14 protein-coding genes are annotated in these 15927 nt (G+C 44.7%); 12 read left to right on the forward strand and 2 right to left on the reverse strand.

The features are described 5' to 3' along the window. Positions 1–15 precede the first annotated feature (15 nt). From AC0YN0_RS08145 to AC0YN0_RS08170, 6 genes are all read left to right on the forward strand, one after another. On the forward strand, positions 16–711 hold the full coding sequence (locus tag AC0YN0_RS08145; RefSeq protein WP_475820758.1) for a YjjG family noncanonical pyrimidine nucleotidase: 696 nt from the start codon (positions 16–18) through the stop codon (positions 709–711). 151 nt (positions 712–862) lie between these two features. Further along, positions 863–1192 (forward strand): ArsR/SmtB family transcription factor, encoded by a 330-nt coding sequence (locus AC0YN0_RS08150; RefSeq protein ID WP_475820759.1) that lies wholly within the window; start codon positions 863–865, stop codon positions 1190–1192. Further along, positions 1189–1587, forward strand: a complete 399-nt coding sequence (locus tag AC0YN0_RS08155) for an SRPBCC family protein (protein WP_475820760.1) — start codon at positions 1189–1191, stop codon at positions 1585–1587. Before AC0YN0_RS08150 ends, AC0YN0_RS08155 begins: the two co-directional genes overlap by 4 nt. A gap of 76 nt (positions 1588–1663) precedes the next feature. Further along, positions 1664–3919, forward strand: a complete 2256-nt coding sequence (locus AC0YN0_RS08160; protein WP_475820761.1) for an ATP-binding cassette domain-containing protein — start codon at positions 1664–1666, stop codon at positions 3917–3919. A 473-nt stretch (positions 3920–4392) separates the two neighbouring features. Continuing rightward, positions 4393–4944, forward strand: a complete 552-nt coding sequence (locus tag AC0YN0_RS08165) for a cyclase family protein (protein ID WP_475820762.1) — start codon at positions 4393–4395, stop codon at positions 4942–4944. 77 nt (positions 4945–5021) lie between these two features. Then, positions 5022–5924, forward strand: coding sequence for a copper amine oxidase N-terminal domain-containing protein (locus tag AC0YN0_RS08170; RefSeq protein WP_475820763.1), 903 nt, complete (start codon positions 5022–5024; stop codon positions 5922–5924). Between the two features lie 179 nt (positions 5925–6103). Here AC0YN0_RS08170 and AC0YN0_RS08175 read toward each other — a convergent pair whose 3' ends face one another. Beyond that, positions 6104–7471, reverse strand: a complete 1368-nt coding sequence (locus AC0YN0_RS08175) for an MFS transporter (RefSeq protein WP_475820764.1) — start codon at positions 7469–7471, stop codon at positions 6104–6106. Between the two features lie 143 nt (positions 7472–7614). On the opposite strand from AC0YN0_RS08175, the gene AC0YN0_RS08180 reads away from it, so the two are divergent. Beyond that, positions 7615–7956 (forward strand): ArsR/SmtB family transcription factor, encoded by a 342-nt coding sequence (locus AC0YN0_RS08180; protein WP_475820765.1) that lies wholly within the window; start codon positions 7615–7617, stop codon positions 7954–7956. Positions 7957–8147: 191 nt separating this feature from the next. Beyond that, positions 8148–10763, forward strand: coding sequence for a phosphoenolpyruvate synthase (gene ppsA / locus AC0YN0_RS08185; protein ID WP_475820766.1), 2616 nt, complete (start codon positions 8148–8150; stop codon positions 10761–10763). Positions 10764–10869: 106 nt separating this feature from the next. Here the strand turns inward: ppsA and AC0YN0_RS08190 are convergent, their stop codons facing one another. Beyond that, positions 10870–11721 carry an aldo/keto reductase gene (locus tag AC0YN0_RS08190; RefSeq protein ID WP_475820767.1) on the reverse strand — a complete coding sequence of 284 codons (852 nt, stop codon included), beginning with the start codon at positions 11719–11721 and terminating at the stop codon, positions 10870–10872. A gap of 183 nt (positions 11722–11904) precedes the next feature. Here AC0YN0_RS08190 and AC0YN0_RS08195 point away from each other — a divergent pair, with 183 nt between their 5' ends. The 4 genes from AC0YN0_RS08195 (at position 11905) to AC0YN0_RS08210 (ending at position 15773) form a co-directional block, all read left to right on the forward strand. Beyond that, a complete protein-coding gene (locus AC0YN0_RS08195; protein ID WP_475820768.1) occupies positions 11905–12801 on the forward strand; it encodes an AraC family transcriptional regulator in 897 nt (298 codons plus the stop codon). Between the two features lie 127 nt (positions 12802–12928). Continuing rightward, complete coding sequence (locus AC0YN0_RS08200; RefSeq protein ID WP_475820769.1) at positions 12929–14149, forward strand: sugar efflux transporter; 1221 nt, start codon at positions 12929–12931, stop codon at positions 14147–14149. Positions 14150–14256: 107 nt separating this feature from the next. Further along, a complete protein-coding gene (locus AC0YN0_RS08205; protein ID WP_475820770.1) occupies positions 14257–15339 on the forward strand; it encodes a Gfo/Idh/MocA family protein in 1083 nt (360 codons plus the stop codon). 221 nt (positions 15340–15560) lie between these two features. Then, positions 15561–15773 (forward strand): hypothetical protein, encoded by a 213-nt coding sequence (locus tag AC0YN0_RS08210; protein ID WP_475820771.1) that lies wholly within the window; start codon positions 15561–15563, stop codon positions 15771–15773. The last annotated feature ends 154 nt before the right edge of the window (positions 15774–15927 follow it).

Below are 15927 nucleotides of genomic sequence, written 5' to 3' on the forward strand. Positions count from 1 at the left end.
ATATTGGAGGGAAAAATGAGTTATAAAATATTGCTGTTCGATCTGGATGATACATTGTTAGATTTCGGAGCTAATGAAACGAATTCCTTAAATAAATTGTTTCAACAATACGGATATACGTTAACGGACGAGCTGTTTCGAGTATATAATTCCGTTAACAAACAACTTTGGGCCGAATATGAAAACGGAAATCTTACCTTAGATGTCGTACTAAACTCAAGATTCTCAGAAACGATGCTGAAGTTGGACATCAATGTGGACGGAATTGAATGGGAAAATGCCTATAGGGAACTGTTGGGTAACGGAAGTCAATTGCTTATGGATGGAGCGCTAGAAGTCTGTCAGAGCTTGTCTGTATCCCATAGGCTGTTTGTAATCACTAATGGGGTAACCCAAACCCAGATCAAACGATTGAAACAAGCAGGATTATTTGACTTTTTTGAAGACATATTTGATTCACAAAGCATTGGATATCAAAAGCCATCAACCAAATTTTTCGATTATGTCAGGTATCAAATTAAAGACTTTAATGCAAAGGAAGCGCTTATTATCGGAGATTCATTAAATACCGATATCAAGGGCGGAATTCAGTCAGGAATTGATACCTGCTGGGTTAATAGATATTCGCAAAAAAGCTCTACAGAAATTCAAAGCACATATACCATCACAAGTTTAGTGGAGCTATATGATATCTGCACACCTAACCAATAAAGTCAGCACAATGCCGCGTATTCCGTGGCTTTTTTCATTTAATCGATATACATATGGAATCTATATATGCCGTTGACTCGACACCGAATGGTGTCATATAATTGTTGTGACACTAAATGGCTGCGAATAGTAATGCTTAGGAGAGGGTGTTGTGAGCGATAACAACCAGTTGCGGGATGTATTTGACGCGATTGCTGATCCAACCAGGCGTCGACTGATCAGTCTGTTGGCGGAAGCGCAAGAGGTGCCGCTTCATGAGTTAACGGTTCAGTTTCAAATGGGCCGTACGGCGGTATCCAAGCATCTTACCATTCTTAAAGAGGCCGGATTAGTACTTGACCGAAAGGTCGGCAGGGAAACGAGATATAGACTTAACGCCGCCCCGCTTAGAGAAATTCAGGATTGGGTGGCTTTCTACAGCAAGTTTTGGAGTACGAATATGTTACGTTTAAACCAACTATTAGAGGAGGAAGAAGAATGAGTTTGGCATTAACATTGGATTTTCAGTATACGACTACCATGGAGAAGCTTTGGTCCGCAATTACCGATTCAAACAAGCTAGCCAAATGGGTATTGGAAAATGATTTTAAGCCTATCGTTGGTCATAAGTTTCAGTTTCGCGCTCAGCCGAATGATTATTGGGATGGCATCATTGACGGCGAAGTACTTGTCGTGGACCCGCCTGACAAGTTGTCCTATACATGGGCCGTCGGAGAGGAGAAGCACACGGTCGTGTGGACGCTGCAGGATTTAGGGGACGGCAAGATTAATCTTCATCTTGATCAAACGGGATTCTCGAATGTTCATGGACTTGAAGGCGCGAGGCATGGCTGGAGTGCTTGGTGCGGCGAGCTTGAAAAGCTGTTGGCACAATAAATTTATAAATAAACCGGCTGCATAATGATTGCAGCCGGTTATACAAGAAACCAACACGATCGGAAGGATGTAGATCATGAGCGAAACCAATCAGGAGTTTATCGTTATCTCGGGTGCGAGAGAAAACAATCTGAAGAACGTTTCTTTGCGCATTCCTAAGCGGAAGATCACGATCTTCACCGGTGTATCCGGTTCTGGCAAGTCATCGATTGTTTTCGATACGATCGCCGCAGAATCCACGCGATTGTTGAATGAGAACTTCAGCATGTTCGTGCGTAATTTCCTGCCACGCGTCCCACAGCCGGATACGGATGCGATTGAGAACCTGAGCATGTCTGTTATCGTGGATCAGAAAAGGCTCGGCGGCGGTTCCCATTCCACGATGGGCACGATTACCGATATCTCTCCTATTCTCCGTCTTCTATTCTCCCGAGTCGGTCAGCCCTATGTTGGACAATCCCATATGTTCTCGTTCAACGATCCGCAAGGCATGTGTCCCGAGTGCAACGGGATCGGTCGCAGGCTTGGCGTCGACATGAGTAAAGCAGTGGACCTATCGAAGTCGTTGAAGGAAGGGGCAATCATGCTGCCGGACTACACGGTGGACGGCTGGGAGTGGAATATGGTCGTTCAATCGGGTCCTTTTGAACCCGACATGAAGCTGAGCGATTATTCGGATGATGATCTGGAGCAACTGCTGTACGGCAAGGCGAGGAAAGTTCAGATGGATTTTGCCGGCAAGGCAATGAATATTACAGTGGAAGGCGTTATTGAGAAATTCACCAACAAATACATCAAGCAGGATCTGAAGACGAAGTCCGAGCGCACTCAGAAATCGGTTACGCCGTACATTTCCGAAGGCCCTTGCTCCAGCTGCCGCGGTGCGCGACTCAGTCAGGCGACGCTGGGCTGCAGGATCAATGGACTTAACATTGCGGAGATGTCATCCATGGAGGTCGGACAGCTCATCCGGGCAATTCGAGAGATTGACGATGCCGTCGCTGCGCCGATTGTCAAGTCTCTGACCGAGCGGCTTCAACACTTAGTGGATATCGGGCTTGACTACTTAACGCTGGATCGCGAGACGGATACGTTGTCCGGCGGCGAATCGCAGCGAGTTAAGATGGTGAAGCATTTGAGCGGAAGTCTAGTGGATGTTACATACATATTCGATGAGCCAAGCGTAGGCTTGCACCCTCGTGATGTACACCGCTTGAATGAATTGCTTCAGAAGCTGCGGGACAAGGGCAATACCGTAATTGTCGTCGAACATGATCCTGACGTGATCAAGGTGGCAGATCATATCGTCGATGTTGGGCCCCACGCCGGCAGTCGCGGCGGTACTATCGTGTATGAAGGGAGCTATCTGGGTTTGCTCGAGTCAGGTACGCTGACAGGAAACCATATGAAACGGCCGCTCGAGCTGAAGCATGAGTGCAGACAGCCATCCGGCAAGCTGACCATTAAGAATGCCAAACTGCACAATCTGCAGAACGTAAGTGTCGATATACCAACAGGGGTGCTGACAGTCGTTACAGGTGTAGCAGGTTCGGGCAAAAGTACGTTGATTAACGATGTATTTCTCAGCGAGCATCCGGATGCGATCGTCATCGACCAATCGGCGGTAGGCGTGTCTACAAGATCGAATCCCGCGACCTATACGGGCATCATGGATGATGTGCGCAAAGCGTTTGCTTCTGCGAACAAAGTAAACCAAGGCTTGTTCAGCTTTAATTCCAAAGGTGCTTGCGAGAACTGTCAAGGGTTAGGCGTTGTGTATACAGACCTTGCGTTCCTGGACAGCGTGAAGCTGCCATGCGAAGTATGCGGAGGCAAACGGTTCAAGGAAGAAGTACTCTCCTATAAGCTGAATGGCAAGTCAATTGCAGATGTGCTGGAGATGACTGTCGAGCAGGCATTGGACTTCTTCCAGCTCAAAGAGGTTGTGCGCAAGCTCCAGGCGATGAGCGATGTTGGGTTGAACTATGTAACTCTCGGCCAGCCGCTCAGCACACTCTCGGGAGGGGAATGTCAGCGTATCAAGCTTGCAAGCGAGCTGCACAAGAAGGGCAGCATCTATGTGATGGACGAGCCGACGACCGGCCTGCATATGTCAGATATCGGTCACCTTCTAGAGATTATGAACCGTCTTGTTGATGCAGGCAATACAGTGATCGTCATCGAGCATAACCTCGAAGTGATTAGTCAAGCGGATTGGATCATCGATATGGGACCGGACGGAGGCAGTAAGGGCGGTCAGGTTGTGTTCGAGGGCACAGTGCCACAAATTGTCGATGCAGAGCATTCAATCACGGGAAAATACTTGATGTAGCTAAATGAAGGAGAGCCCACTTTGCAGGGCTCTTTTTTCATTTCCAATATGGATCCGGCGGGTAGAGCGACGACATTTTCCTACTTGAGTGCTGCAAGCCTCAGTCTGCTATAGTCTCTTAGTAGAATGTGGCGGTAAATGTACTGCTGTATCGATAATGACAACAACGCTTCCTTTTTTGTATTTTTGAATAACGACAGGAATGAGCTGTCCACTTGGAGTCGTGTTTGTTAGTCTAATGGTTGAATGATCTGATAGAGCTACATACTTTGCTCTTCCGTTAGTGAATGACCGTTTCCAAAGCTTGTTAAAATAGAGGACTTCATCTCTCATGTCATGGACCGTATAATTTCGTATCATTCTTGTTGCCATAGTAAGTCACATCCTTATATCGAAATTTTGTGATATAACTTGTATATGCACAATATCAGATGATGGCTTGTTTATCTGACTAGCAGAAAGGATGAGTCTGCGTGAGAGTGATTGATTTATCGTTACCGATTGCTGATGGTATGCCCGTTTATCCCGGCGATCCGGAGGTCAAAGTCAAGGTAGCACATACATACGAGTGTCATAGCTGGGAATTGAGACAGCTTTCGATGGGCAGCCATACCGGAACCCATGTGGATGCGCCCTCACATATGCACCCCGGTGCCGCGACATTAGATGAACTGCCATTAGAGCGATTTTTTGGAGCTTCGCGTGTAGTACGGATCGAAGACCCTGCATGGCCGGAATGCCGTGGGCTGTTTTTCATAGAATCCGTTGGGCTAGAATGCTTGGACCGGCTCGCTGCACTGCGACCGCCGTTTGTCGGCGGCGAACTGTCAGAAGAACTGGAGCGGTCGTTGTTAGGAATCGATATTATCACGTATACCGGGCTGCACGGTTTGGATCGACTTCCCGTTGAAACCGATTTTATGTTTTACGGGTTTCCTTTGCGCATCGTCGGTGGTGACGGGTCACCCGTACGAGCCGTTGCGGTGGTGGAGTCTGAACCGGTAACAGACCGTTTAGTTCGATAGCTTCTTCTATTTATGTAACATATATCCATAATCTTGCGTCTTAACACTGAGATGCGCTATTTTGGGAGGGATTTAAGATGAAAAAGTGGATGAAAACAGCTGCGGTTGCATTAACGATAGCGGGAGTACTAAATGCAGGCTCTTCGGTTAAGGCTGCACCTTCCACAACAACGACGCAAAAGGTGTTTATCAATGGCGTCTACCAGAACGATGTACTAAATGTGAACGGCCGCACGATGGTCCAATTAAGATCTTTCCATGATCCCGCTAAAATCAGCTATACCTATGAGACTTCTACAAAGACTATCATTATCAATAATCTGGTTAATAAAATAACGGTGCGCTTGAAGGATGGCTCGAGAACAGCTGACATCAACGGGGAAAAAATGGCATTAGACGCACCGGTAACCGTGAAGCGAGGACGAACCTATATACCCGTTCGCTCCGTAACGGAAATGCTAGGCGGCACGACTACGTATGACAGTAAAAGCAAGGAAGTCATCGTGCGCACGCCGACTGGCGAGGAGTTGTTCCAAAAGCTCAGAAGCGGCGACCTTGTAAATGCGCGCTTGGCTGCACTTGCCCTTCCAAAGTTAAACATGGAGACAGATATTCAACCTTATGGGGAAGGCTTTACTACCCTATACACGTTTCCAAGAGGAGAAGCCCTCCGTTATTTCATAGAGTATAGAGGATTGCTGACATATGTTGAAATCAACGAAAATGGCCTTGCCGAAATAAAATGGCAAAAGGATACGATAGGAGGAAATGGGGAAACAGGCACAGAACCGAAAGCATTTGGCGAGTCCGTATATTTTATGGATAATCTAATGGCGGATTTGCTGCATTACGGAACGGTAGACAGCAAGGGTGAAAGTAAGGAGCAAGCCACCATTAAACGCTATATCAATAGTGAGTCTGAGCTTGTACTTATTATGCCGATTGAAGGCGAAGTGAGGACAGATGCGAATGAAGTCTAACTGCTCGGATATTCGTCGTCAAACGAATAGATAAGCTCGACAAAGGCGGCCACTTCGCCGCGTGGGAGCAGCCACAGCTATTCGCTGAAGAACTCCGCGCCGCATTCAAGTCTCTGCGTTCATAACATACGAACAAGGCACATCTTCGAAGCGAAGATGTGCCTTGTTTTCATTTTGAACTACCGGTTGATCTGTCTGGAATGACGGATATAGAAATAGGAGCAGACCATGGCGAGCAAGACGATAATAGTCATTCCCCAGAAAATGCTTGAATAGGCGGAGGTTAGCGTACGAGCTTGCTGCCATTCGAGCGCCGTAGCTGTTGCAGCGATCCCGAATGCACCGCTGAAAAACTGCAGCAATTGGAATAATCCAAGTCCCGAGCCCACTTGGGATCCTGGTAACAGTCGGGACAGCTCATTTGAGACGCTGCTGGAAATGAACGTAAAGCCGACACTCATTAGCATATAGATGAATAGAATCGCCCATGAAGATTGAGCAGCGAAGAGCGCGAACAATACGACAGAAGCAAGAACGAGCAAAGGGATGTATTGAATGATAAAACGATTTCCGTAGCGGTCGATTATTTTGCCCACCAAGCGTGAGAGAATCATGGCCAATAGGGACCCAGGAAAGATGATTAAGCCTGATTGGCTTGCCGAAAGTCCGAATTGGTGAACTAGTATTTGCGGCATGATGAACAAGGTGGCGAAGCTGCATAGATAGGCGCCGATCCCGACGGCGCTGACCATCAAATAAGGTGCATTCCTGAATAGTGCCGGTTGTACGAACGGATCTTTAGCCGTACGGATGCGCACAATAAACAGGAAGATTGCGATCAGACCGGCGATCAGCCAATACCAGTCCTGACTAGTCAGGAAAAGCAGCTGACCCGTCGTTCCTATCCCCACGAATAAGGCTCCAAGCAGATCGAAGCTTCCTTTTGCCGGCGTTTCTTTGGGAAGCAGACGGAAGTAGAAGGGGATCAACAGCAAAGTGAGCGAAGTGACGCCAAATAGATAATGCCAGCCCCAGTATTCGACAATTACGCCTCCGATGACGGGACCTAAGCCTAAACCAAGCGAAGCAGCCGACATAATGGCGGCCATCGCTTTGCCCCTTCTGCCTACAGGAACATATCTTGTAATGAGAACCATGGAAAGTGCTGGAATGGCACCCGCACCGGAGGCCTGTAGCAGACGCGCGAATAAGAGCGGAATAAAGCTATCGCTGAATAAGCCAATGATTGCGGCTCCACCGAACGACAGTATGCCAATTACATACAATCTTCTGATTGGAACGAAATCGGACAGCCTGCTGTACGTGATGGACGATATAGCAAACAGAATAGAGTATCCTGTCACGATCCAGGATACCGAGGTGGATGAAAGTGCGAAGTCATGCGCGACATCGGGCAGTGCGAGGTTGAACATCATCGTATTCATAATGACAAGAACGATGGTAAATCCGAGCAGAAGCGTGACAACACCTTCCCGGAGCTGTTCCTTGTCTACACTTGCGCGAACGGCCAGATTCATATTTGACATGATATCCCTCATTTCTAAGTTCTAATGTTCGATTGTAATCGAACATTAGAAATATAGCATGGAATGTGGTAAGATGCAATTACAACTTACTAGCTAATTTCCTGACAACGATTACACGTTATCTACGAAAGGGGACGCTTCAGGTGAAAGTGTTACATCATCCCGATCGAGCGGATATTCAACTCACTTCAGTACTTTATGCACTTAGCGATCCAATTCGCATACGATTGGTGGCTACATTGGTCAAGATGGGGGAGGGGTCTTGCGGAAATCTTGAATTGCCCATCGTCAAGTCTACCTTGTCCCATCATACGCGAACACTCCGCGAAGCGGGAATTGTTCGTACCCGAATTCAAGGTACGCATAGACTGCTGAGCATTCGGCATGAAGATTTGGAAGCTCGTTTCCCAGGACTGCTCGATACGGTTCTGCAAGCCTACGAATCATCGACAGGCGAGGCGGCAGCTTACCCAGTTATCGAATAATATAACAAAAAAGAACCTGAATAATTTATTCAGGTTCTTTCATATTGCATATAAAAAGACGTGATGATATAATCAGATCACGACTCCATTGAAAAGAAGACATAGATTATGTATGTTACAATTTAAGAATAACACGCCTTTAAATCCTTGTCAAATGTTTTTCTCAATTTAATGGTTAGGAGAGATGTTGAATGAGTTCTTTAGTTCTCGGTTTTCAGGAAATGGACAATACGCAGCTTTCGCTCGTTGGCGGAAAAGGGTTGAATCTAGGGGAATTATCAAAAATGGCAGGCATACAAGTTCCAGAAGGATTTTGTGTTACAACAGTGGGATATCAGAAGGCAATCGAACATAACGAAACGTTTCAATCTTTGTTGGATCGGCTAACAATGCTAAAAGCTGCAGATCGAGATCAAATTAGTGAAATCAGCAAGCAGATTCGACAAATCATTATAGATGTAGAAATTCCTTCCGAAGTTGTGAATGCAGTGACTCACTATCTCAACCAGTTTGGTGATGAACATGCCTATGCGGTACGTTCTAGTGCGACTGCAGAGGATTTGCCACATGCTTCATTCGCTGGTCAACAAGACACCTATTTAAATATCATCGGACTCGAAGCCATTTTGCAGCATATCAGCAAATGCTGGGCATCCCTATTTACGGATCGCGCGGTAATCTACCGTATACAAAATGGATTTGACCACAGGCATGTTTATTTATCCGTTATCGTTCAAAAGATGGTATTTCCGCAGGCTTCAGGCATTTTATTCACTGCTGATCCCATTACTTCTAACCGGAAGCTGCTATCAATCGATGCTAGTTTTGGACTTGGAGAAGCATTGGTCTCTGGCTTAGTTTCTGCCGATTGTTATAAAGTGCAGGATGGGGAAATCGTCGATAAAAGGATAGCAACCAAAAAAATAGCAATCTATGGACGACAAGAAGGCGGAACAGAGACACAGCAGATCGAGCCTGCGCAGCAGCAAACTCAAACGCTTACTGAACAACAAATTTTACAACTGGCACGCATCGGAAGACAGATTGAAGCTTATTTCGGCCGCCCTCAGGATATCGAATGGTGTTTGGTTGAAGATGCATTTTATATTGTTCAAAGTCGGCCGATCACTACTTTATTCCCGATTCCCGAAGCGAATGATCAAGAAAATCACGTTTATGTATCTGTCGGCCATCAACAGATGATGACCGATCCGATGAAACCATTGGGACTGTCTTTTTACATGTTAATAACTCCTGCACCCATGCGTAAAGCCGGTGGAAGGTTGTTTGTTGATGTTACACATATGCTGGCTTCACCTGTCAGCAGAGAAACTTTCATAAATACCCTGGGAAAATCCGATCCACTCACAAAAGACGCATTTTTGACCCTAATAGAGCGTGAATATATTAAATCGTTGCCTGATGATAGAAAAGAAGCGAGTCCCGATAATAGCAGTAAAGGTAAGTCGTCTGCAGTTTTTCATGCACAAATCGATAACGACCCGGCTATCGTTTCGGATTTGATTAAGAACAGTCAAGCATCGATAGAAGAATTAAAACAAAACATTCAAACGAAATCGGGAGCAGCTTTATTTGATTTTATTTTGGAAGATCTCCAGGAATTAAAGAAGATCTTATTTGACCCGCGAAGTACAAACGTTTTTATGAGTGCTATGAATGCTTCGTCGTGGATCAACGAAAAAATGTACGAGTGGTTAGGTGAAAAAAACGCAGCAGATACGCTATCTCAATCTGTACCAAACAACATTACTTCGGAAATGGGTCTGGCTCTATTGGATGTCGCAGATATGATTCGTCCTTATCCGGAAGTCATTGATTATTTACAACATGTAAAAGAGGATAACTTTTTGGATGGAGTGATTAAGTTTGATGGCGGAAAGGAAGCGCAAGACGCTATTTATGCGTATCTGGACAAATACGGAATGCGATGCGCCGGTGAAATCGATATTTCCAGAACGCGTTGGAGTGAAAAACCAATTACACTCGTCCCCATGATTCTGAGTAATATCAAAAACTTTGAGCCTAACGCTGGTACACGGAAATTTGAGCAAGGGCGACAGGAAGCTTTAGAAAAAGAACAAGAGATACTAGACCGATTGAAGCAATTACCGGATGGTGAACAAAAAGCTGAGGAGACAAAACGAGTGATCAGCTTCATCCGGAATTTCATCGGTTATCGTGAGTATCCCAAATACGGCATGATCAATCGCTACTTCATATACAAGCAGGCTTTACTGAAAGAAGCTGAACAACTCGTCCAAGCTAGTGTAATTCATGAAAAAGAAGATATATACTACCTAACTTTTGATGAACTTCACGATGTCGTACGCACCAATAAACTGGATGATCAGATCATCAGTAAACGAAAGGACGATTACCATTTTTTCGAAAAACTAACTCCCCCGCGCGTAATTACGTCTGATGGTGAAATCATTGCGGGCAAATACGATCGAGAAAATATCCCAGCCGAAGCAATTGTCGGTCTGCCTGTTTCTACCGGAGTTATAGAGGGGAGAGCACGTGTCATCTTAAACATGGAAGATGCTGTGCTGGAAGATGGAGATATATTAGTCACCGCGTTTACCGACCCTGGCTGGACTTCATTGTTTGTTTCCATTAAAGGACTAGTTACTGAGGTCGGAGGGCTGATGACCCATGGAGCCGTTATCGCACGTGAATATGGTTTGCCAGCAGTTGTCGGGGTGGAGAACGCTACTAAAATCATAAAAGATGGGCAACGAATTCGCGTGAATGGAACAGACGGGTATATCGAAATATTGTCATGATACAATACGTCAGGTATGAGTCTCTTTCGTGACATAAAGCACCCCCAAAATCAAAAATGATTTGACTTTGGGGATGTGCTATAGAAGTATATTTATTTGCGTTTTGTCAGATATCGAGTTTGCGGGTGCCAAGCCATTTCACCATTTCAGGATCGCGATGGGAAAAAAACAGGCTCTGCTTCGTATCTAACGCAGCAATTAGCTCCATATCAGCTTGATCTAATTCAAAATCGAATATGTTGAAGTTCTCGATAATTCTTTCTTTACGAACCGACTTTGGAATTACAACGACTTCTCTTTGTGTCAGCCAACGTAAAACGACTTGAGCAACGGATTTATTATACTTTTCTGCTATAGGCACCAATACCTCATTCTGGAACAAGTTATTTTTTCCTTCGGCAAAAGGCGCCCAGGATTCGATCTGAACATCATGCTCTTTCATAAATTTCGCGTTGTCGATTTGCTGATTGAAAGGGTGTGTTTCAACTTGATTTACAGCTGGAGCCACTTCATTATGAATAATCAAATCGATCAGACGATCCTCTTGAAAATTGCTGACCCCAATGGCCCTGACCTTACCTTCACGATACAATTCTTCCATCGCGCGCCAAGAACCGTATACATCTCCATACGGCTGATGAATGAGATACAAATCCAAATAATCCAATTGCAATCGCTTGAGTGAATTGTCTAATGCTTTTTTTGTGCGATCATAACCGGTATCCTGTACCCAAAGTTTCGTAGTGATAAATAATTCCTCTCTTGCCACACCACTGCGTTTGATCGCTCTGCCAACTGCTTCCTCATTTAGATAAGAGGCAGCGGTATCAATCAGCCGATAGCCCGCCGTAATAGCGTCATAAACGCTTTGTTCGCATTCACTTTCATCTTGAATTTGAAAAACACCAAACCCGAGTAGAGGCATCTCAACACCATTGTTCAACGTTACATTTTGCATATAGAATCCTCCAGTATTATGAATGATTATGTGTTTTTCACATTCTTATTATGCACGATATGATAAAGCGAGCGTTATCCCATTCGTGTCAAATGTTTGCCTAATCCTCTCACAACCACTTATTTCACATATGAATTTGGACTATAATCGAACTATAAAGTAAAACGAAACGGAGAAGATCAAATGTCTAAAAAAGTCACGCGTCAAAATGAGCTCGCAATCATCATTGAACGGTATCTAGAAGAGGACGGAGTTCAAAGTACGGCTATTCCGTCTCTATATATGATGCGCCGTTCAATTGCGTCTGGGCCAAGTCATGGCGTATACAAACCGTCCTTTTGTTTGGTTGCACAAGGGGAGAAGGAAGTATGGCTTGCGAAGGAACGTTTTATCTATAGTCCTGCCGATTACCTAGTAGCATCTGTTCATTTGCCTGTTACTACTCAAGTCACTGAAGCCACTCCCGATGTACCTTATTTAGGTCTCAGGCTTGAGTTTACACCTAGTCAAATCTTAAAGGTTTTACATGACACTGAACTTCGAGCTAACCCTAAAGAAAGCTCTAAACGAGCTATGTTCGTAAGCCATATAGAATCGTCACTATTAGATGCGGTCATCCGGTTAATCCGTCTTTTAGATACACCTGAAGATATTTCTATGCTCGCCCCATTATATACGGAGGAAATTCTTTATAGGGTGCTGCAAGGTCAGAATGGAGACATGTTAAAAGGAATTGTGATGGAAGAGAGCTCGATCCGCCAAATCAGAGATGTTATTGAACATATTATGAATCATTTCAATCATTCCTTTCGGATCGAAGAGCTTGCAGAATTAGCGAATATGAGTATTTCATCGTTTCATCGACATTTTAAAGACGTAACAGCCATGAGTCCTATTCAGTTTCAAAAACAAATGAGACTACAGGAAGCTCGGCGTCTGTTATTAACGGAGTCTGCAGATGCCACTGATGTTGCATATCGAGTAGGTTATGAAAGCACTTCCCAATTCAGCCGTGAATATTCTAGAATGTTTGGATTTCCTCCCATACAAGATATCAAACATCTTAAAGCATCAACGTAAGCAGTTGATGCTTTATTGAATTTGAGAGGATTAGGCAAAGATTTGGGACGAACGGGATATCGGTCGTTTATTCATTTACTACATAATAAGATGTGTGTCAGGGACAAATGTTTTTAAGGAGGCAAAAGTGTACACACGTCTAAGTAAATTGTTTGCAATCAAGGGATATCGTTTATTTGTTATTTGTGTTCTGTTGATCGGTATCGGAATTTCAATTACAATGCCATATTTAGCTCTCTATTGTACGGAGTATTTGGGAATGAGTGCGGGAACTTTTGGCATATTCACAGCTGTGAGTTCATTAAGCAGTGTTGTGGCGAACACCTTCATCGGGAAATATTCGGATCGCAAATGGGATCGTAAATTAATTATTACTTTAGCCACCGTTTCATCTGCATTGGGCTATATTTCATACTTAATGTTTGATAACTTCATCATGCTGCTTATTATCGTTAGTTTCTTTAGCGGTTTAGGGGCTGCTGCCATGCCTCAAATTTATGCCTATGCTCAGGAATCGGCTAATGAAAGCAATTCCGATGAAAAGACGTTTGCGATGTCTACATTGCGTTCACTTGTATCTCTTGGATTCCTAGTAGGACCGTTAGTGGGAACAATAATTTTAGGAGCGGTTGGATACAAGGGGCTTTTTCTGGGGACTTCCGCGATTTTCTTTACTATTGCATCTATAGTATTGCTGTTTCTTCCAAAAAAAAGAGCGGCTCAAAAAAAGAAACAAGGTAGTACTGACACCATTTCAATCAACCGTAAGCTGACTTGGTTTCCACTGATTGCTTTCATTCTTCTATTTGCGGTAAATGCCATAAACGGTATCATCACGCCATTATTGATTGTAAACGAGCTTCATGGTACACATACAGACGTAGGGCTGGTTGTTAGTATCTGTGCCGGGTTGGAAATTCCCATTATGATTGTGCTAGGTGCCTTGGGCAAAAAGTTATCGAACCATTTATTATTGATCGGCGCCTGCTTTATCGCAATCATTTACAACATTATTTTAAGTGTTTCAACGCATTCCTGGCAGCTTATCGCAGCTCAGCTTTTGCAGGCAGTGTTTGTCGCTATTGTTATGGGCAATGGACTAAGCTACTTCACGGAACTCTTTCCAGATTCACCGGGAATGTCATCAACCATTTATTACAATGGGTCAATTATCGGAAGGTTAGCGGGTAACTTAGGCGGCGGTATCATTGCTCAGTTTGCCGGTATCCGTGACGTTTATTGGGTATGTCTAGTCATTGTCATAGTTTCTTTCATTATCTTATGGAGTGTAAGACCCCCAAAAAATAGTGAGGGGATGGACTCTGTCGCAAAATTGCACATCAAATGACATCAAACTGAACTAAACTTTGTCGCTTCTGTATGCTATCTTAAATCTGTAATGCTATTAATGGAAAGTTCACTTCATACATATTCATTAGGAAGAAGGATTGCACAATGAGCAAAAAGCTGCGTATCGGGATAATCGGAACTGGTGGCATTGCCAGAGCGCATGTATCGGCATATAAAAAGCTGCCGTACGTTGAGATTGTAGGTGTGGCAGATGTCATAGCGGGTAAGGCGCTCTCGTTTGCAGAAGCCGAAGGGTTGAAAGAAACAGCTTCATTCGACAGCCACACCGAGCTGTTGCGAATGGATTTGGACGGAGTCAGCATTTGCACGCCGAACGTATCGCATCATATCACGACGGTCGATTCTTTGCGCGCGGGTAAAAACGTTCTGCTTGAAAAACCGATGTCTGTCACGCTTCAAGAAGGAATAGAAATGACGCAGGCAGCGAAGGAAAGCGGAAAGATGCTGACGTTAGGTTTCCAACCGCGCTACGATCCGAATATGAAACTTCTGCAAACGATCGTGCAATCCGGACGTCTCGGTAACGTCTACTACGTCGAAACGGGCGGCGGACGTCGCAGAGGTATGCCAGGTGGGACATTCATAAGTAAAAAGCTTGCAGGAGCAGGCGCAATGGCCGATATTGGGTGTTACTCGCTGGATATGGCACTAAATACGCTTGGATATCCTCGTCCACTAACCGTATCTGCATTTACGTCTAACCATTTCGGTACAAATTCACTTTACCATCCAGAAGCGAGCAAGTTTGAAGTCGAAGATTTCGGCGTGGCAATGGTCCGTTTCGAGAACGATCTTGTGCTGCAGTTCAAAATATCTTGGGCCATGCATATGGATACGCTCGGTGCGACGATGTTCCTAGGCACGGATGCGGGGTTAAAAGTAACGCCGGCAGGTGCTGGTCCTTGGTCTGGAGTGTGGGACGGATCCGTCGGATCCATAACTCTTTATCATGATGAATTCGGCGGCCATACATCAACGCCGATCCCGCTGGTTCAGCATCAATTAAATCTGTTCGATCAAAAAGTGCATGATTTCGCTGAAGCGGTTCGGGATTCAAGACCGGCACCTATTCCTGGCGATCAAATTCTCATCCAGCAAGCAATCATCGACGGGGTGTTGCGTTCAGCGGAAGCCCGGCGCGAAGTATCGGTGGAGCTGCCGTATTAATTTATTAGAGGAATGCATGAAGGGGAGGGGATTTGCCAATATGGCAAATCCTCTTTTTGTAGTACTCTCTTTAAATGGTTCAAATTTGCGTATATAAACAGGATGCTTGGACACAATAATTTGAGTTCATTGCGACTAACAACATGACCGATAATAACAAGTATATTTAATGGAGCCGTTTGTTTGGAGAGACACAAATCTCCCGAAAGAGAGTGAAGCTAGTGATAACACCTGAACCGATAGAGTTGCACTACATAAAGCGACTTAATGATGAAGAGAATACGCTGATCGATGCGCTGCGGACAATAGAAATGCCCCCTGCAGCTGCATTACTCCTGGTTAGGAACGAGCTTAAAGGACCGTTGGAAAACGGGCCAATGGCAGAGATCCTGGACGGATTCTTAGCAAAGCATACTAAAGAAGGTGCTGACTAAGCTCATTGGTCGTTGAAAAGCCAAGGGGTCGACTTAAAATATCACACAAAAATAACTCGCTTAGCTTAGTGCTAGCGAGTTATTTGAATTAGATTTGTATAAATAAACTTGGGACATGTCGGAGGATAAGAAAACAATTTAAAGTTTATAGGCA

This window comes from Paenibacillus sp. J22P218 (assembly GCF_056269195.1).